We start from the raw sequence: 16,942 nt of genomic DNA, 5'->3' as shown, positions 1-16,942 counted from the left end.
ACGCTCGAAACCAATGCTTAAGATCAGCAACGGCTGCGATGCTAGTTCGCATGGCTTAATGCGGCGTCAACACAATGATAAGACTAACACAATGATAAGATTTTAACTCAACCCGGCGCCGCCACAGTCGCGAAATGCCTCGACCATCAAGGGGTTAAGACCAAGTTCTGTGAGGGCGTCGCGGGCGCGCGCATTGTCCTGTGCCCGTCCGGCCAGCCGGTGGCCGCTGAGACGGTCCGGCAATGCGGTGAGCAGCGCCCCCTGGCCGAGGCGGCGCGACCACTCCTGCAGCTCCTGGGCGAGGAAGCGGTAGCCGCCGACCGTCATCACCCCCGACGGCGGCGCGGTGATGTTGACGGCCCCGGTCGCGCGATCGACCCGCGCGGCATATTCGGTGTCGACGAAATCGCGCGGCGGCGGCGCAATCAGGCTGTCGCCGGGCGGAGGCGGCGGCGCATAGGCGGCGACCGGCACCATCGGGCCGCGCAGGCCGAGCGTGCCCTTCGGCGTCAGCAGGATCTCGCCGGCGACCGATGCGCCGGGCGCTTCGCGCGGCGCACTGTGCGGCCCCGGCTTGATCACGGCCGGCGATCCGTCCTCGGCGGTGCGGCGGGCGCCGAACAGCCCGGCCTCGCCGAACAGATAGACGTCGGTCATGGTCACCCGCCGCGAGCTCCAGTGCGCGCTGGAGGCAACCTGCTCGGGCGTACGCCAGAGGCCAATCACCGTGCGCAGGCTGGGCAGGCGCTCCGACAGGCCGCGCTCGTCGAGCCGCAATGCGAGCTGCGCCGGCGCGATCAGCGTGTTGCAGGTGTGATCGTTGAACTGGGTCTCGAACGCGTCCTCGTCGAAGGGGTGGTGCAGCACCAGCGTTCCGCCCGACAGCAGCCAGGTCACCAGCGACGCGCAGATGCCCGCGAACGACATCGGCGCGAACGCCGACATGATGGTGGCGCCTTGCGGCAGATCGCTCTCCAGCGACATCGCGAGCCCGCCGGCGATCAGGCCGAAATGCGCCCGCGGCACCGGACGAAGACCTTCGCTGGTGACGTCGAAGGAGATCAGCGCCGGCTTGCGGCCGTCCTGGATCATCGGGCGCGAGGCCCGGGAGTCCTCCAGGATCGCCTGGTCGAGCGACGCCATGCCTTCGGGCAGATCGCTCCCGAAGCCGCAGACATGGCGGATCGAGAACGCTTCCGCCGCGGCGTTCATGGCGATGTCGGCATAGGAGACGCCGTCGATCCGGCCGCAGCTGACGATCGCCCGCGCCGCGGTACGGTTGAGCACGGACGTCAGCTCGGCCTGCCGCCACAGCAGCGGCAGCGGCACCACCACGAGGCCGACCCGATGCGCGGCAAGGACCGTCAGGGCGAATTCAACCGTGCCGGGCAGCTGCACGGCGATCACCGTGTTGGCCGGCAATCCGCTCTGCACGAAGTGGGCGGCGATCGCCGAGATCGCGCGGTCGGCCTGGGCATAGGTCAGGCGCTTGCGGGTCTGTCCGGTGATGCGCTGCTTGTTGAGCGGGTCGACCAGCGCCAGCGCCTCGGGCTGCCGCGACAACGTGCGCTTGAACAGGGTATCGAGCGTTGGCGAGGTGATCGACTGGTTCACGGGTTCAACGTCGGTTGCATCGCTTCGCTCGGACCAGGTCATGCCGCGTCGGGTCGTATCACTCGGCAAATCATCTGGACTGCGCGGCGGGCTTCTGCCACCAAGTCTCCGGCAGGTAGCCCGTCAACGCCGTGGTCGAAGGCCGTTCTATCCGATTCCAGCGCGCGATCCATTGCTCTCCCAAGTTAAATAGGGGGATGGCGTAGAAGCCCGACATCAGGGCCCGGTCCAGCGCCCGCACCGCCGAGACGAAGGCCGGCCGCTCGCGCGCCGCGAGCAGCGCCGCGATCATGGCGTCGATGGCGGGATCCTTGGCGCCCATGTAATTCCTTGTGCCCGGCACATCGGCGGCCTGGCTGCTCCAGTAGAACCACTGCTCGTTGCCCGGCGACAGCGACTGGTCCCAGCGGATGGGGATCATGTCGAAGTCATAGCCGACCCGGCGCTGCTCGAACTGCACCGCGTCGACCACCCGCACCGCGGCTTCGATGCCGGCCCGCTTCAGGTCACGCTGATAGGCGAGGGCGATCCGCTCATGCTCGCGCGTCGTCACCAGGATCTCGATGCGCAGCGGCGTCCCTGTCGAGCGCTGCTTCAAGACCGTGCCGTCGAGCGCGTAGCCCGCCTCGGCGAGCAGCGCGAGCGCAGTGCGCAGGAGGCCGCGGTCGCGCCCCGACCCGTCGGTGACCGGCAGACGATAGCGGCCGTCGAGGATATCGGGCTGGATGTGCGACAGATATGGCTTGAGCAGCTCGCGCTCGCGATCGTCGGCGGGGCGGCCATAGGCGGACAGATCCGATCCGGCGAAGAAACCGCCGGCGCGCGAGAACAGTCCGAAATAATAGTTGCGGTTGACCCATTCGAAATCGAACAGCATCGCCAATGCCTGACGCACCCGCAGGTCGGCGAATTTTGGCCGCCGGCTGTTGAAAACCAGGAATTCGGACGGCCGCGGCGTGCCGATCTTGATGGTGTCGCGGATCACCTCGCCGTTGCGCGCCGCCGGGAAGTCGTAGCCGTCGTGCCAGCGCAACGGCTCGGTCTCGGTCCGGAAATCATACAGGCCGCGCTTGAAGGCCTCGAACATGCCGTTGGCCTCGCGGTAGTAATCGAGCCTGATCTCGTCGAAGTTCCAGAGGCCGCGGTTGATGGGCAGATCGCGGCCCCAATAATTGGGATCCCGCGTGAAGGTCACGCTGGCGCCGGGCTTGACTGCCGTCACGCGGTAGGGGCCGGACCCGATCGGCGGCGCCAAGGTGGTTTCCTCGAACTTTTCGGGGTCGATGGCGTGCCGCGGCAGGATCGGCATCAGGCCGAGGATCAGCGGCAATTCGCGATCCGCCACGCCGCCGAAATCGAACCGGACCGTGAGCGGGTCGAGTGCCTCGGCCTTTGCGACTTTCGAATAATACTGGCGGTGCATCGGACGGCCGTGGTCGCGCAGCAGCGCCAGCGAGAACAGCACGTCGTCGGCCAGCACCGGCCGGCCATCTGAGAAGCGGGCGCGTGGATCGATGTGGAACGTCACATAGCTTCTGGCGTCGTCGGTCTCGACGCTGCGCGCGAGCAGGCCGTACAGCGTGAACGGCTCGTTATTGCCCCGCGCCATCAGGCTTTCGTAGATATAACCGCGCTCGTAGCCGTAGCCCCTGACCTGCTGCACGGCGATGCCCCTGATGATCAGGGGATTGAGGCTGTCGAAGGTGCCGATCACACCCTGGACCAGGCGGCCGCCCTTGGGAGCATCGGGATTGGCATAGGGCAGGTGGGTAAAGTCGGGTGGCAGCGCGGGGGCGCCATGCATCGCGATCGCGTGGCTCTCGGCGGCGGCCGCAGGGACCAGCCCGCTCGTCAGGAATGCCAAGCCCAGGAATCCCAACACCAGCCAGATGGCGGCCCATGCGGCGCGCCAAGTGTGCCCGGGAACACGTGCGTGAGGCGCCGGATTTGATTCGCGAAACGTCACGTCCGGAGGTTTATCACAGGCCGCTGAAACTCGCCGCGAGATGGGCGCAAATCCGCTTGTCGGCATTGATCTTTCCGCGCGCCGCTGTATTGAAGGCGTGCAATTCGAAGGCGGGAACGCCTGTCACGTATCCGCCTCAATTGACTAGGAGACAGCCGCCCAAACGGCTATGTGTCGGCGCCTGCAGCGGTTTCGGGCTTCCGTTCAGAAAGGGTTTTCCGCAATGAATTTCCGTATCTTGGCCGCCCCGGTCCGGCCGCATGGGCGAATTGTTGCCCTGATGGCGGCGACGGCATTCTCTGCAGCGCTCCTGGTTCCTGCCGCTCGGGCCCAGCAGCCGGCAGCGCCGGCGCCTGCGGCACCGAAGGCTGCGCCCAAGGCGGCACCCAAGGCAGCTCCGAAGGCTCCGGCAGCCCAGGCGCCCGCCCAAGCACCGGCCGCCGGCCAGCCGCCCGCTGCGGCCGCCCAGCCGCCGGCGCAGGATCAGCAGATCCAGCTGATCTACGCCCCCTGGACCAAGTTCTGCCTGAAGGGCCAGGAAGCCAACGCCAAGCAGGTCTGCTTCACCGGCAAGGACGGCCGCATCGAGTCCGGCCAGCCGGTGATCGCCGCCGTGATCATCGAGCCGGAAGGCGAGCCGAAGAAGATCCTGCGCGTCACGCTGCCGCTCGGCATGCAGCTCGTGCACGGCACCCGCATCATCGTCGACGGCAACCCGCCGCAGCAGGCGCCCTATGTGATCTGCTTCCAGAACGGCTGCATGTCCGACTATGAAGCAACGCCCGAGCTGATCGCCAACATGAAGAAGGGCCAGAACCTCGTGGTCCAGGCGATCAATTCGAACGGCGCGCCGCTGACGCTGCCGCTGCCGCTCAACACCGAATTCGCCAAGGCCTATGACGGCCCGCCGACCGATCCGAAGGTGTTCGAGGAAAACTCGAAGAAGCTGCAGGAAGAGTTGCAGAAGCGCGCCGAAGAGCAGCGCAAGAAGCTGGAAGGCGCGGGCGGTGGCTCTGCGCAGGCTCCGGCGCCGGCCAACCCGGCAGCCAAGTAAACACTTCAATCACGCGTTCAAGAAAACGCGAGATCATCGCGATCAAAAGGCGCCCGCAAGGGCGCCTTTTTTGTCATGCGAAACAGACTGGCTGCTGGCAGCCTGCTGCGCTGGTGATCGCGCAGATCGTGTGCGATGGTCGCCGCAGGGTGCTTCGATTGCGTCGCGCGATGAGCGCGCATCGTTCGTGCCTTGTCCGGACAAGTCCGGCGTCGAAGCACAATCATAAATCCGATACGGGAGGCCAGACGAAAGCGCGAACAGCGCCTTCGATGCGCAAATGCGCGCGTGGTTCTTCCGCGAATCCTGGCCGCCGCTCGCAGTCATGGAAGTCGCGCGATGTCCCAGCAAGCCAGCACGCAACGGCGGGAACCGCGCTCCCGGCCTCGGGAGCAGCCGACCGGCGGTGCGTCGGTCGACGCTGGCGTTCGCGTCAGCCAGGACAACATCCCCGGTAGCTTTCATCCCGGCATCATCCATCTCGCGCTGGCGATGGGCGGCTTTGCGATCGGCATCGCCGAATTCGCGACCATGAGCTTGTTGCCGTTCTTCGCCCACGACATGCACATCAGCGAGCCCCAGGCCGGCCACGCGATCAGCGCCTACGCGCTGGGCGTCGTCGTCGGTGCGCCGGTGATCGCGGTGCTGTCGGCGCGCATGACGCGGCGGACACTGCTGATCGCGCTGATGGGCTTCTTCGCGCTGATGAACGGCCTTTCGGGGCTCGCGCCCGATTATCACACCATGCTGGCGCTGCGCTTCCTGGCGGGGTTGCCGCACGGCGCCTATTTCGGCATCGCCATGCTGGTCGCGGCCTCGCTGGTCCCGACGGACAAGCGCACGGCGGCTGTCGGCCGCGTGCTGCTGGGGCTCACCATCGCGACGACGATCGGCGTTCCGCTCGCCAACGGGGTCGGGCAGGCAATCGGCTGGCGCTGGGCCTTCGCGATCGTCGCCGGCCTTGCGCTGTTGACAGCGATCATGGTCCTGATCTTCGCCCCGCGTGATGCCGCCAACAGCAAGGCGAGCCCGCTGCGTGAACTGTCGGCACTCGGGCGCAAGCATGTCTGGCTGACGCTGGCGATCGGCGCCATCGGTTTCGGCGGGCTGTTCTCGGTCTACACCTATCTGGCCTCGACCATGCTGGCGGTGACCCACACCTCGCCCGCGCTGGTGCCGGTTACACTGTGCGTGTTCGGCGCCGGCCTTACCGCCGGCAACATCATCGTGCCGCGCTTCGCCGACCGCGCGCTGATGGCAACCGCGGGCGGGCTCCTGCTGTGGTCGGCGGCGACGCTCGCGCTCTATCCGTTGGCGGCCGGAAATTTCTGGACGCTGACCGCCGACGTGTTCCTGATCGGGCTGGGCGGGGCGCTCGCCACCGTGTTGCAGACCCGCCTGATGGACGTCGCGGGCGAGGCACAGAGCCTCGCGGCCGCACTCAACCACTCCGCCTTCAACGTCGCCAATGCGCTGGGGCCGTGGCTCGGCGGAATGGCGGTTGCTGCAGGTTATGGCTGGACGTCGACCGGCCTCGTCGGCGCGGGGCTGGCGCTGGCGGGATTTGTCGTCTGGGCGATCGCGGTTGTCCTGGCCAGGCGCGAGGGGGTGTGAGCGTGGCAGCGCGAACGCCGTGGCATTCGCCGGATAGCCGGCGAACCTCAGTTCAGCGACGGATTGCGTGGACGGTAGCCGCCCGATTTGTCCTTGATGAAGATCTCCGCCACCTGCGAATGCCGGATCGGCTCGCCGGACTCGTCGGGCAAGAGGTTCTGCTCCGAGACATAGGCGACGTACTCGGTTTCCGAGTTTTCCGCGAGCAGATGGTAGAACGGCTGGTCCTTGTGGGGCCGCATGTCCTCGGGGATCGACAGCCACCATTCCTCGGTGTTGTTGAACTCCGGGTCGATATCAAAAATCACGCCCCGGAAGGAGAACACCCGGTGACGGACGATCTGCCCGATCTGAAACTTGGCGGTGCGCGCTTTGATCATGGCTCGTCGATAGACCAACATTGTGGCCGATGCTAGGGGCTAAGGCCCGAATTAGCCCGCGCTTTACCGATTCCAGCCCTGCAAAAACGACCCGAAATCCGGCCGAGAAACTACTTTCAGAATGATCGATATCCTCAATCTGGCGTTGCCGTATTTCGGCTTGATCTTCATCGGCTACGCGTGCGGCAAGGCCAAGGGTTTGCCCGAGAGCGGGCTCGCCTGGATGAATTTCTTCCTGCTTTACGTTTCGTTGCCGGCGCTGCTGTTCGGGATCATGTCCAAGACGCCGTTTGCGGAGCTGAACAACCCGCCATTCCTGATCGCCACCACGCTCGGAACCGTGCTCGCATTCTTCCTCGCGATGGTCGCGGGCAAGGTGATCGGCGGGCTCACGCTGCGCGAGGCGACGCTGGCCGGCCTGTCGGGCGCCTACGGCAATATCGGCTATATGGGGCCTGGCCTCGCGCTCGCCGTGCTCGGTGCCAAGGCGGCGGCGCCGACCGCGCTGATCTTTTGCTGCGACAGCATCTTCCTGTTCTCGATCGTGCCGCTGCTTATCGAGCTCACCGACCGCGACCATCCCTCGCTGCTGCACGCACTCGGCGTGGTGCTGCGGCAGATCGTGCAGAACCCGCTGATCATGTCGGCGGTGTTCGGGGCGCTGGTCGCCGCGTTTCACATCCCGATCCCGGTCGCGCTCGATCGCACCATCCAGTTCCTGGAGAACGCCGCCGCGCCGACGGCGCTGTTCGTGCTCGGCATCACGGTGGCGCTGCGGCCGTTCGAGCGGGTGCCGTGGGAGGTCCCGGGCGTGGTCGCGATCAAGCTCTTGATCCATCCGCTGCTGGCGTTCGGCCTGATGCTGCTGTTCGGCCCGTTCGCGCAGCCTTGGGCTGCGACAGCGGTGCTGATGGCTTCGCTGCCGCCGGCGCTCAACGTGTTCGTGATCGCGCGGCAGAACGACACCTGGATCGAGCCGGCGTCGGTCGCGGTGCTGATCGGCACCTTCGCCTCGGTGGTCACGCTGACCAGCGTGATGTGGTTCATCCAGAGCGGACGGCTGGTGTTTCCTTAACGCACGCCGTTCTCACCGCCGCCACGACGGCGCGAGGCCCTCGCGCATCGCGAGCCGCCGCAGCGGGCCGAATGCGCCGAGCAGATGCAGGCCGGCAGCGCGCGCCGTCTGCATGCCGAGGAAGTCGCTCAGCAGCGACCGGTTGGCGATGTCGATCGCCCAGGTCCGGCTGGCGACATCGGGGCGCCGCGCCGCCTGGTAGCGCGACAGCACATTGGGCGCGCCGGGATCTTCGCCGCGACCGATCGCCTGACCCGTGATCTCGGCGATATCAGCGGCATCTCGCAGTCCCATATTGAGACCCTGGGCGCCGATCGGCGGCAGCACATGGGCGGATTCCCCGACCAGCGCGATCCGGTCCTTGGCGAATTGCCGCGGCCGCTCGATCGCCAGCGGAAACACGTGACGGCCGCTCTGGACTTCGATGCGGCCGAGGATCGAATGCGATTGCCGCTCGGCGGCGAGGGACAATTCGTCGTCGCCGAGTGCCATCAGCCGCTCGGCCTCCTTGGGCGCCGAGACCCAGACCACGCTGCTTCTGACGCCGCTGAGCGGCACGAACACGCAGGGGCCGTGCTCGGTGTGGAACTCGGTCGAGATGTTGTGGTGCGGCCGGGTGTGGGTGACGTTGAAGGTGAGGGCGGACTGCCCGAGCTCGCGGCTTGTCACCTCGATGCCGGCGGCCTCGCGGGACAATGAATTGCGCCCGTCGGCACCGACCACGAGCCGGGCCTGAAGCGACTGGCCCTGCCGCGTCACCACGGTGACCGCGGCATCGTCCGGCCGCACCGAGGCGGCTTCATCGTCGAACCGCGTCAGCGCGGACATTTCGCCGGCGCGGTCCTCGAGCGCCGCGACCAGCGAGCGGTTGTCGATGTTGAAGCCGAATTGCTCGCGGCCGATCTCGTCGGACGAGAAGCGCACCTCGGGCGCACGGATCAGGCGGCCGGTGTCGTCGACGAGGCGCATGGTCTTGAGCGCCGCCGCTCGGTCGCTGCAGCGCCGCCAGACGTCGAGCCGATCCAGGATATCGGTCGAGGCACCGAGCAGCGCGGTGGTCCGGTTGTCGGCATAGGGCGCGCGGCGCGCCAGCAGCGCGGTCCGCGCACCTGCGTCGGCAAGGGCAATCGCAGCCGTCAATCCGGCCGGACCGCCGCCTATTACGATAACGTCATAATCCAGCGAGCTGTCGGTCATATCAGGACATTTGACATGCTTGGCCCGATTTTCAAGCCATCGGTAACCACCAAGAGTTTCCAACGCTTTGCGCGGCGGAACGCCGCAAGACCGCATATGCAAACCGGTCCGATTCCTGATAGCACTCGGCCGATGGAGCATTCGAGCCAGCCCGATGCGTTGCCAGAACGGATGCGGACCGCCGCATTCACCGTTCATATTTTCACGGCGCTCGGCGCCGGGGTCGCGCTGCTGGCGATGCTGGAGGCGGTGCGCGAGCACTGGGCCAACATGTTCGCTTGGCTCGGGGTCGCGCTGGTCATCGACGGGATCGACGGCCCGCTGGCGCGCCGGCTCGACGTGGTGCGGCTGCAGCCGAACTGGTCGGGCGAGGTGCTCGACCTGGTGGTTGATTTCGTCACGTATGTGTTCGTGCCGGCCTATGCGATCACCGCGAGCGGCATGCTGCTGCCGCTGGCGGCGCCGATCCTCGGCATCGGCATCGTGGTCTCCAGCGCGCTGTATTTCGCCGACCGCCGCATGAAGGCCGATGACAACCATTTCCGCGGCTTCCCGGCGCTGTGGAATGCGGCGGCGTTCTACCTGTTCCTGCTGCACCTGCCGCCGGTGCTGTCGACGATCGTGGTCGCGCTCCTGATCGCGCTGACCTTCGCGCCGTTCCACGTGCTGCATCCGCTGCGTGTGGTGCGGCTGCGCTGGCTGACGCTGTGGCTGCTCGGCGCATGGGCACTGCTCGGCATGTACACGCTTGCCAACGATTTCGTGGTCGGAGCCCCGATCACCTTCGGTCTCTGCGCCATCGCCGTCTACATCATCGGCAGCGATACCGTGATCCGCCGGATGAAAGCCTTCAGAGCATGATGCAACTGATCACCAGCCCGGAAGCCTGGGCGGCGCTGCTGACCCTGACTGCGCTCGAGATCGTGCTCGGCATCGACAACGTGATTTTCCTGTCGGTGATCGTGTCGCGGATTCCGCCGGCGCAGGCCAAGCGCGCGCGGCAGATCGGCCTGCTGCTGGCGCTGGTGTTCCGCATTGTGCTGCTCTCGATCCTGGTCTGGCTGATCGGGCTGACCCAACCGGTGATATCAGTCAGCGACGTCGCGCTGTCGTGGCGCGACATCATCCTGATCGGCGGCGGCCTGTTCCTGATTGCGAAAGCAACCCATGAGATCCACGGCGAGGTCGAGGCGCGCGAGGCGGAAGCCGACGACAGGCCGAGCGCCAGTGCGTTTTTCTGGGTGATCGTGCAGATCATTATCATCGACCTGGTGTTCTCGCTGGATTCGATCATCACCGCGATCGGCATGGCGCAGGACATCGAGATCATGATCGCGGCTGTCGTGATCGCCTGCGTCATCATGTACATCTCGTCGGGACCGGTGGCGCGGTTTGTCGCCGAGCATCCGACCACCAAGATGCTGGCGCTGGCCTTCCTGGTGCTGATCGGCGTGGCGCTGGTGGCCGACGGCTTCAAATTCCACATCCCGCGCGGCTACATCTATTTCGCGATTGCCTTCTCGGCCGCCGTCGAGGCGTTCAACGTCATGGCCAAGCGCAACCGCAGGAAGCCGGCGCGCTGATGGGCATGATCTCCGCGCCAACGCTGCGCGTTTGTCGCGAAGGAAAGCCGCTTCGCACTTTTCCGGATCGTGCCGTAGCCGGTTCCGGCCCGCTTGGTTGACAAGCCGGCCGCGATGGCATTCGCTCGCTTGACGCTGATATTGAGGGGAGCGACGACATGACCAAGGCTGTGCGCGTGCACCAGGTGGGGGGCCCGGAAGTCCTGACCTATGAGGACGTCGAGGTGGGCGCGCCGGGGACGGGCGAGGTCCGGATCCGCCAGCACGCGGTCGGCCTGAACTTCATCGACGTCTATTTCCGCACCGGCCTCTACAAGGCGCCCGGCCTGCCGTTCATTGCCGGCAATGAGGCTGCCGGCGAGGTGTTGGCCGTGGGGCCGGGCGTGACCAATTTCCACCCCGGCGATCGCGTCGCCTACTACTACAATCTCGGCGGCTACGCGTCCGAGCGCGTCATCCCGGCCGACAAGCTGGTCAAGCTGCCCGACCATATCACCTACGAGCAGGGCGCGGTGCTGATGCTGAAGGGCCTCACGGTCTGGTATCTGCTGCACAAGACCTTCAAGGTCGAGCACGGCCATCGCGTGCTGATCCACGCCGCGGCGGGCGGCATCGGGCTGCTGGCCTGCCAATGGGCGCGGGCACTCGGCGCGCATGTCATCGGTACCGTCGGCTCGAAGGCGAAGGCCGATCTCGCGCTCGCCAATGGCTGCGATCACGTCATCCTCTACAACGAGGAGAACTTCGTCGAACGCGTCAAGCAGATCAGCCGCGGCGAGCTCTGCGACGTCGTCTATGACGGCGTCGGCAAGACCACGTTCCCGGGATCGCTGGCCTGCCTCAGGCCGCGCGGTCTGTTCGTCTCCTTCGGCAACGCGTCGGGTCCGGTGCCGCCGTTCCCGCTCGCCGAGCTCAACAACCACGGTTCGCTGTTCGCGACGCGGCCCAAGCTCAACGACTATGTCGGTACCCGCAAGGAATTGCTCGAAGGCGCCGACACGCTGTTCGCCGCCGTGATCAACGGCAAGCTGCATGTGCCGATCAACCACGCCTATGCGCTCAAGGACGCCGCCAAGGCGCATATCGATCTGGAGAGCAGGGCGACCACCGGCGCAGCGATCCTACGGCCGTAATTCTCGCCGTCATTGCGAGCCACCCGGTCGGCGCAAAGCGCAGCCGGATGACAGGCTCCGCGAAGCAATCCACCTCTCCACCCGGGAAGATGGATTGCTTCGTCGCTTCGCTCCTCGCAATGACGAGCGGGGAGGGTCCTACGCCACCCGCCGCGCCGCGCCGACCTTGGTCAGCACCGTATCCAGGCAGTCGATGACAAGGGAAATCTCCTCCCGCGTCACGTTCAGGGCCGGCATGAAGCGCAGCGTGTCCGGCTGCGGCGAGTTGATCAGCACGCCGGCCGCGAACGCCTCGGCAACCACGGCCGCGCCGATCGGCATCTTCAGGTCGAGCGCCAGCAGGAGGCCGCGCCCCCTGATCTCGCCGAGACCGTGCCGCGACGACAGCCGCTGCAATTCGCGCTCGAGCAAAAGGCCGGCATCGACGACCGATTTCAGGAAATCGGGCTTTCCGATCTGATCGAGCACGACAAGCCCCGCGGCGCACATCAGCGGATTGCCGTTGAAGGTGCCGCCCTGATCGCCGTGATCGAAGCACGAGGCATGCTCGGTCGCGAGCAGGGCCGCGAGCGGCACGCCGCCGCCGATGCCCTTGCCGAGCGTCATGATGTCGGGCTCGACCCCGGCGTGCTGATAGCCGAACAGCTTTCCGGTCCGGCCGATGCCGGTCTGGATCTCGTCGACAATGAGCAGCAGGCCGCGCTGCTGGGTCAGCGCCCGCAACTCCTGCAAGAACTCATCCGTCGCGGGCCAGACGCCGGCCTCGCCCTGGATCGGCTCCAGCATGACCGCGACCGTCGACGACGAGATCAGCCTTCGCACCGACTCGATGTCGTTCAGCCTGGCCTTGCGGAAGCCCGAGACCTTCGGCTCGAACAGCGGCTCGAACGCCTTCTTGCCCGAGGCCGACATGGTCGCGAGCGTGCGGCCGTGGAAGCCGCCTTCGAAGGTGATGATCTCGTGGGCGCCATTCTTGTATTTGGCGCCGAATTTTCGCGCGAGCTTGATCGCGCCTTCATTGGCCTCGGCGCCCGAATTGGCAAAGAACACCTGGTCGAAGCAGCTGTTGTCGACCAGCAACTTTGCCAGTTTCAGGCTCTGCTCGTTGTAGAACGCCGGGCTTGGCGTCAGCAGCCGTCTCGCCTGCGCGGCCAGCGCGTCGGCCACGATGACCGGCGAGTGGCCGAGAGGGTTCACGGCCCAGCCCTGCACGAAGTCGAGATAGCGGTTGCGGTTGCTGTCCCACAAATACGAGCCGGCGCCGCGCACGAACACGACCTCGGGGCGAGCGGTGATGGCCATCAGCGCATCGAACGGATGGGTAGCGTTGGTCATGTCGTTCTCCTCTGGGGTCGGTGTTGGGAAAGGGCAGGCCGAAAAGCGAGAAGGCCGCGCTTTGGGGGCGCGGCCTTCTCGAAAACCTTGGCTGATTTATAGGATCAGCGATGGCGTCGGACACGGCGCAGCCCAGCATCGTCGCGGGTGCGACGACGGCAGATGGCGCGGCGGTGGGTCCGGTTCAGCTTCATGGCGGAGGGCCATACAGCGAGAGGGGCGGTGGTGTCAAGCGGGCACCGCGATGGCGAGGGTGCTTACTACGGTCTTGCGGGGAAGCTGGTTGCAATCAGCCGGAGCATCTCTCTCCCCTTATCCGACTGAGAAATCAGGCAAGGCGTCCATTCATGGTAGTGGAGAAAGCGCTCTCCTCCGAACTCCACCTCGTCGTACGTCGCGGCGGATTCGATCACACGGATTGCGCCGTACTGGCCTGCGATCGTTGCTCTGACTTCGATCACGTCGGCATCATCGAATTCCAACGAAACGCCCCCTTGACCCATCTCGAACAGGGAAACCGACATTATGCGCGATCCTGCTACCCCATTGGACGAGTTGCTAGCAGCATGGCAGACGCGCAACAGCGTCAAAATCCGGCGACGCTGCCGTGCAGGTCGTATTGGTCGGAGCGCTCGATCTTGGCGGTCACGATCTCGCCGACCTTCAGCGGGCGGCGGCTGGTGAGGTAGACGGCGCCGTCGATCTCCGGCGCGTCGGCCTTTGACCGGCCCTTCGCCACCGTCGGACCGACCTCGTCGATGATGACCTGCTGGCGGGTGCCGACCTTGCGCTTGAGGCGCCTCGCGGAGATCTTCTGCTGCCGCGCCATCAGCGCATTCCAGCGCTCCTGCTTGATCTCGTCGGGCACGGCATTGCCAATCGCGTTCGACGCGGCACCGGCAACCGGCTCGTATTTGAAGCAGCCGAGGCGATCGATTTCCGCTTCATCGAGCCAGTCGAGCAGATAGGCGAAATCGGAATCGGTCTCGCCGGGGAAACCGACGATGAAGGTCGAGCGCAGCGTCAGCTCGGGGCACTGCTCGCGCCATTTCTGGATGCGTGCCAGCGTCTTCTCCTGCGCAGCCGGGCGCTTCATCGCGCGCAGCACGTCCGGGCTCGCATGCTGGAACGGGATGTCGAGATAGGGCAGCACCTTGCCGTCGGTCATCAGGCCGATGACCTCGTCGACATGCGGGTAGGGGTAGACATATTGCAGCCGCACCCAGGCGCCGAACTCACCGAGCTCCTTGGCGAGATCGAAGAATTTTGCGCGGACGCTGCGGTCCTGCCACGGGCTCTCGGCGTATTTCAGGTCGACGCCATAGGCCGAGGTGTCCTGCGAGATGACGAGCAATTCCTTGACGCCGGCCTTCACCAGCTTCTCGGCCTCGCGCAGCACGTCATTGGCCGGCCGCGACACCAGATCGCCGCGCAGCTTCGGGATGATGCAGAAGCTGCAGCGGTTGTTGCAGCCTTCGGAAATCTTCAAATACGCGTAGTGCCGCGGCGTCAGCTTGACGCCCTGCGGCGGCACCAGGTCGATATGCGGGTTGTGCGCCGGCGGCAGCGCGCGGTGCACGGCGTCGAGCACGCTCTCATATTGCTGCGGCCCCGTGATCGAGAGCACGCCGGGATAGGCGCTTTCGATCTGCTCGGGCTCGGCGCCCATGCAGCCGGTGACGATGACCTTGCCGTTCTCGGCCATCGCCTCGCCGATCGCGGCGAGCGATTCCTGCTTGGCGCTGTCGAGGAAGCCGCAGGTGTTGACGATGACGATGTCGGCGCCGTCATGCTTGCGCGCGAGCTCATAGCCCTCCGCGCGCAGCCGGGTGATGATGCGCTCGGAATCGACCAGCGCCTTGGGGCACCCCAAGGACACAAAGCTCACTTTCGGCGCGGCGGCCTCTTGCATATCTCTGATCTGCCTGATGAATGGGCAGGAGCTAGTCCCAATTGCCGAGAATTACAACCCTTTCCCGGGGCTTACGGCATGATATGGATGCATCTGCCGGGCCTTAAGAGTTGTCGATGAGCGCTGAATCGTCTCCCAAGATCGTCATAGTCGACGAGAGCCCGATCCGTGCGGCCATCCTGGAGGAGGGACTGCGGGAGGCCGGGTATACGGACGTCGTGCATATCAGCGAGATGCAGAGCCTGCTCTCGCGAATCTATGCTCTCGACCCCGAGATCATCGTCATCGACCTCGAGAACCCCAGTCGCGACGTGCTGGAACAAATGTTCCAGGTCAGCCGTGCCGTCCGCCGGCCGATCGCAATGTTCGTTGACCAGAGCGACGCCGCCTCGATCCAGGCCTCGGTCGAGGCGGGCGTCTCCGCCTACATCGTCGACGGTCTCAAGAAGGAGCGGATGAAGCCGATCCTCGATCTGTGCGTCTCCCGCTTCAATGCCTTCGCCAAGCTGCAGGACGAGCTCGACCGCACCAAGCACGCGCTGGAGGAGCGTAAGGTGATCGATCGCGCCAAGGGCATCCTGATGAAGGTGAAGGGACTGACCGAGGAGGAGGCCTACGTGCTGATGCGCTCGACCGCGATGCGCGAGAAAAAGAAAATCGGCGAGATCGCGCAATCGATCCTGACGGCGTCGGAGCTCCTGAAATGACCACACCATTGCGCATCGGGTTCATTCCGCTGGTCGACGCTGCCGCGCTGATCGTTGCCGTCGACAAGGGATTCGCGGCGGCCGAAGGCCTCGACGTCACGCTGGTGCGGGAAGTGTCGTGGTCGAACGTCCGCGACAAGCTCAATATCGGCCTGTTCGACGCCGCTCATCTGCTGGCGCCGGTGGCGATCGCCTCGAGCCTCGGGCTCGGTCACGTCAAGGTGCCGATCGCGGCGCCTTTCAACCTCGGGCTCAACGGCAATGCCATCACCGTATCGCCGGCGCTGCACGCCGCGCTGATGGAAGAGATCGACGGCGACCGCTTCGATCCGATGGCAACCGCACACGCGCTTGCCCGCGTGGTGGCCAAGCGGCGCAAGAGCGGGGCGGAGCCGCTGACGTTCGGCATGACCTTCCCGTTCTCGACCCACAATTACCAGTTGCGGTTCTGGATGGCCGCCGGCGGCGTCGATCCCGATGAGGATGTCCAGCTTGTGGTGCTGCCGCCGCCCTACATGGTCGACAGTCTTGCCAACGGTCATGTCGACGCGTTCTGCGTCGGCGCACCCTGGAATTCGATCGCGGTCGATCTTGGCATCGGCCACATCCTGCATTTCGTCTCGGACATCCTGCTCAGCGCGGTGGAAAAGGTGCTGGCAGTGCGGCAGAACTGGTCGGAGAAGCATCCCGACATCGTGGCGGCGCTGGTGCGTGCACATCTGCGCGCCGTGGAGTTCATCGAGCGGCCCGAGAACCGGTCCGAGGTCGCGCGCATCCTGGCGCAGCCCGAGCGGATCGGCGTCGATGCCAGCGTCATCCAGCGCACGCTCGATGGCCACCTGAAGATTTCGCCCGACGGCACCATGCGCGAGAGCAATCGCTATTTGCTGGTCGGGCGCGAGGCGGCGGCGCGGCCTGATCCGGGGCAGGCGGCCTGGCTCTATGCGCAGATGGTTCGCTGGGGCCAGACGCCGTACCGGCCGGAAGCGCTGAAAACCGCCATGGCCGTGTTCAGGCCCGACCTCTACGACGCCGCATCGGATCGCCCGGCCGTCACCTCCAGCGCCATCGGGGCGTTCGCCGGCCCGCCGTTCGACCCGAGCGACGTTCCCGGGCATCTGGCGGCGTTCAAGATCGGGCGCTGGAAGGCCTGAGCGCGACGCAGCGGCCGCGTCAGGCGGCACGTGCACGACCGGTGCGTCTTGTTGCCGGGACAAGGATGGGCAACAGGCGCGGCGGCGGCAGCGCCTCGGCTATCGACCTCCGGCTACTTTGCATGGGGTTGTTTTCGAGATTTTCGGTTATCGCGGGGTTCCGGACGCCTCGAATTGCGGCGAATAGGATTCTCGGCCGGGCGCGCGAGAAGGAATAT

The 16,942-nt window shown here is 65.8% G+C and carries 15 protein-coding genes; 8 read left to right on the top strand and 7 right to left on the bottom strand.

All coding sequences use genetic code 11. The features are described from left to right. Window positions 1–102: 102 nt before the first annotated feature. Both QA635_RS22405 and QA635_RS22400 read right to left on the bottom strand, forming a co-directional pair. Window positions 103–1,656, bottom strand: a complete 1,554-nt coding sequence (locus tag QA635_RS22405; protein WP_283061498.1) for an AMP-binding protein — start codon at window positions 1,654–1,656, stop codon at window positions 103–105. Window positions 1,657–1,684: 28 nt separating this feature from the next. Further along, window positions 1,685–3,418 carry an extracellular solute-binding protein gene (locus QA635_RS22400; RefSeq protein WP_283071759.1) on the bottom strand — a complete coding sequence of 578 codons (1,734 nt, stop codon included), beginning with the start codon at window positions 3,416–3,418 and terminating at the stop codon, window positions 1,685–1,687. A 385-nt stretch (window positions 3,419–3,803) separates the two neighbouring features. Between QA635_RS22400 and QA635_RS22395 the strand changes: the two genes are divergently transcribed. Together QA635_RS22395 and QA635_RS22390 are read left to right on the top strand one after the other, a co-directional pair. After that, window positions 3,804–4,634, top strand: coding sequence for an invasion associated locus B family protein (locus tag QA635_RS22395; protein ID WP_028340693.1), 831 nt, complete (start codon window positions 3,804–3,806; stop codon window positions 4,632–4,634). A 339-nt stretch (window positions 4,635–4,973) separates the two neighbouring features. Next, window positions 4,974–6,248 carry an MFS transporter gene (locus QA635_RS22390; protein WP_283061497.1) on the top strand — a complete coding sequence of 425 codons (1,275 nt, stop codon included), beginning with the start codon at window positions 4,974–4,976 and terminating at the stop codon, window positions 6,246–6,248. A 47-nt stretch (window positions 6,249–6,295) separates the two neighbouring features. On the opposite strand, the gene hspQ is transcribed toward QA635_RS22390, so the two are convergent. Further along, window positions 6,296–6,628 carry a heat shock protein HspQ gene (gene hspQ / locus QA635_RS22385; RefSeq protein ID WP_021081543.1) on the bottom strand — a complete coding sequence of 111 codons (333 nt, stop codon included), beginning with the start codon at window positions 6,626–6,628 and terminating at the stop codon, window positions 6,296–6,298. Window positions 6,629–6,749: 121 nt separating this feature from the next. Between hspQ and QA635_RS22380 the strand changes: the two genes are divergently transcribed. After that, a complete protein-coding gene (locus QA635_RS22380; protein WP_016845765.1) occupies window positions 6,750–7,703 on the top strand; it encodes an AEC family transporter in 954 nt (317 codons plus the stop codon). Between the two features lie 12 nt (window positions 7,704–7,715). On the opposite strand, the gene QA635_RS22375 is transcribed toward QA635_RS22380, so the two are convergent. After that, window positions 7,716–8,900, bottom strand: a complete 1,185-nt coding sequence (locus tag QA635_RS22375; protein WP_283061496.1) for a UbiH/UbiF family hydroxylase — start codon at window positions 8,898–8,900, stop codon at window positions 7,716–7,718. Window positions 8,901–9,032: 132 nt separating this feature from the next. Between QA635_RS22375 and pcsA the strand changes: the two genes are divergently transcribed. The 3 genes from pcsA (at window position 9,033) to QA635_RS22360 (ending at window position 11,616) form a co-directional block, all read left to right on the top strand. Continuing rightward, window positions 9,033–9,761: a phosphatidylcholine synthase gene (pcsA, locus tag QA635_RS22370; protein ID WP_283061495.1), complete on the top strand. Its 729-nt coding sequence runs from the start codon at window positions 9,033–9,035 to the stop codon at window positions 9,759–9,761. Further along, entirely contained in the window at window positions 9,758–10,483 is a 726-nt protein-coding gene (locus QA635_RS22365; RefSeq protein WP_283061494.1) for a TerC family protein, read from the top strand. The genes pcsA and QA635_RS22365 overlap by 4 nt, the downstream gene beginning before the upstream one ends. 158 nt (window positions 10,484–10,641) lie before the next feature. Further along, window positions 10,642–11,616: a quinone oxidoreductase family protein gene (locus QA635_RS22360; RefSeq protein WP_283061493.1), complete on the top strand. Its 975-nt coding sequence runs from the start codon at window positions 10,642–10,644 to the stop codon at window positions 11,614–11,616. 138 nt (window positions 11,617–11,754) lie between these two features. Here the strand turns inward: QA635_RS22360 and QA635_RS22355 are convergent, their stop codons facing one another. The 3 genes from QA635_RS22355 to rimO all read right to left on the bottom strand — a co-directional run bounded on the left by QA635_RS22355 (window position 11,755) and on the right by rimO (window position 14,863). Further along, the gene (locus QA635_RS22355; RefSeq protein WP_283061492.1) at window positions 11,755–12,951 is read right to left on the bottom strand and encodes an acetylornithine transaminase; all 1,197 of its coding nucleotides are present in this window, start codon (window positions 12,949–12,951) and stop codon (window positions 11,755–11,757) included. Between the two features lie 260 nt (window positions 12,952–13,211). Beyond that, complete coding sequence (locus QA635_RS22350) at window positions 13,212–13,475, bottom strand: hypothetical protein (RefSeq protein ID WP_283061491.1); 264 nt, start codon at window positions 13,473–13,475, stop codon at window positions 13,212–13,214. A 62-nt stretch (window positions 13,476–13,537) separates the two neighbouring features. Continuing rightward, window positions 13,538–14,863, bottom strand: a complete 1,326-nt coding sequence (gene rimO, locus QA635_RS22345; RefSeq protein ID WP_283061490.1) for a 30S ribosomal protein S12 methylthiotransferase RimO — start codon at window positions 14,861–14,863, stop codon at window positions 13,538–13,540. 116 nt (window positions 14,864–14,979) lie between these two features. Here rimO and QA635_RS22340 point away from each other — a divergent pair, with 116 nt between their 5' ends. Then, entirely contained in the window at window positions 14,980–15,570 is a 591-nt protein-coding gene (locus QA635_RS22340; protein ID WP_028332037.1) for an ANTAR domain-containing response regulator, read from the top strand. Beyond that, complete coding sequence (locus tag QA635_RS22335; protein WP_283061488.1) at window positions 15,567–16,724, top strand: CmpA/NrtA family ABC transporter substrate-binding protein; 1,158 nt, start codon at window positions 15,567–15,569, stop codon at window positions 16,722–16,724. Before QA635_RS22340 ends, QA635_RS22335 begins: the two co-directional genes overlap by 4 nt. Window positions 16,725–16,942: the final 218 nt, after the last annotated feature.

It is taken from the genome of Bradyrhizobium brasilense, from assembly GCF_029714345.1.
GTDB classification, from domain to species: domain Bacteria; phylum Pseudomonadota; class Alphaproteobacteria; order Rhizobiales; family Xanthobacteraceae; genus Bradyrhizobium; species Bradyrhizobium australafricanum.
Note: the sequence above shows the minus strand (reverse complement) of the source record. Positions and strands in the feature narration are given on the sequence as shown.

What these genes read in the sequence shown, in the direction of transcription:
- pcsA (WP_283061495.1), top strand. Translation starts at nt 9,033, where the DNA reads ATGGAGCATTCGAGCCAGCCCGATGCGTTGCCAGAACGGATGCGGACC.
- QA635_RS22375 (WP_283061496.1), bottom strand. Translation starts at nt 8,900, where the DNA reads ATGACCGACAGCTCGCTGGATTATGACGTTATCGTAATAGGCGGCGGT.
- QA635_RS22365 (WP_283061494.1), top strand. Translation starts at nt 9,758, where the DNA reads ATGATGCAACTGATCACCAGCCCGGAAGCCTGGGCGGCGCTGCTGACC.
- QA635_RS22355 (WP_283061492.1), bottom strand. Translation starts at nt 12,951, where the DNA reads ATGACCAACGCTACCCATCCGTTCGATGCGCTGATGGCCATCACCGCT.
- QA635_RS22335 (WP_283061488.1), top strand. Translation starts at nt 15,567, where the DNA reads ATGACCACACCATTGCGCATCGGGTTCATTCCGCTGGTCGACGCTGCC.
- QA635_RS22390 (WP_283061497.1), top strand. Translation starts at nt 4,974, where the DNA reads ATGTCCCAGCAAGCCAGCACGCAACGGCGGGAACCGCGCTCCCGGCCT.
- QA635_RS22405 (WP_283061498.1), bottom strand. Translation starts at nt 1,656, where the DNA reads ATGACCTGGTCCGAGCGAAGCGATGCAACCGACGTTGAACCCGTGAAC.
- QA635_RS22350 (WP_283061491.1), bottom strand. Translation starts at nt 13,475, where the DNA reads ATGTCGGTTTCCCTGTTCGAGATGGGTCAAGGGGGCGTTTCGTTGGAA.
- hspQ (WP_021081543.1), bottom strand. Translation starts at nt 6,628, where the DNA reads ATGATCAAAGCGCGCACCGCCAAGTTTCAGATCGGGCAGATCGTCCGT.
- QA635_RS22395 (WP_028340693.1), top strand. Translation starts at nt 3,804, where the DNA reads ATGAATTTCCGTATCTTGGCCGCCCCGGTCCGGCCGCATGGGCGAATT.
- rimO (WP_283061490.1), bottom strand. Translation starts at nt 14,863, where the DNA reads ATGCAAGAGGCCGCCGCGCCGAAAGTGAGCTTTGTGTCCTTGGGGTGC.
- QA635_RS22360 (WP_283061493.1), top strand. Translation starts at nt 10,642, where the DNA reads ATGACCAAGGCTGTGCGCGTGCACCAGGTGGGGGGCCCGGAAGTCCTG.
- QA635_RS22400 (WP_283071759.1), bottom strand. Translation starts at nt 3,418, where the DNA reads ATGCATGGCGCCCCCGCGCTGCCACCCGACTTTACCCACCTGCCCTAT.
- QA635_RS22340 (WP_028332037.1), top strand. Translation starts at nt 14,980, where the DNA reads ATGAGCGCTGAATCGTCTCCCAAGATCGTCATAGTCGACGAGAGCCCG.
- QA635_RS22380 (WP_016845765.1), top strand. Translation starts at nt 6,750, where the DNA reads ATGATCGATATCCTCAATCTGGCGTTGCCGTATTTCGGCTTGATCTTC.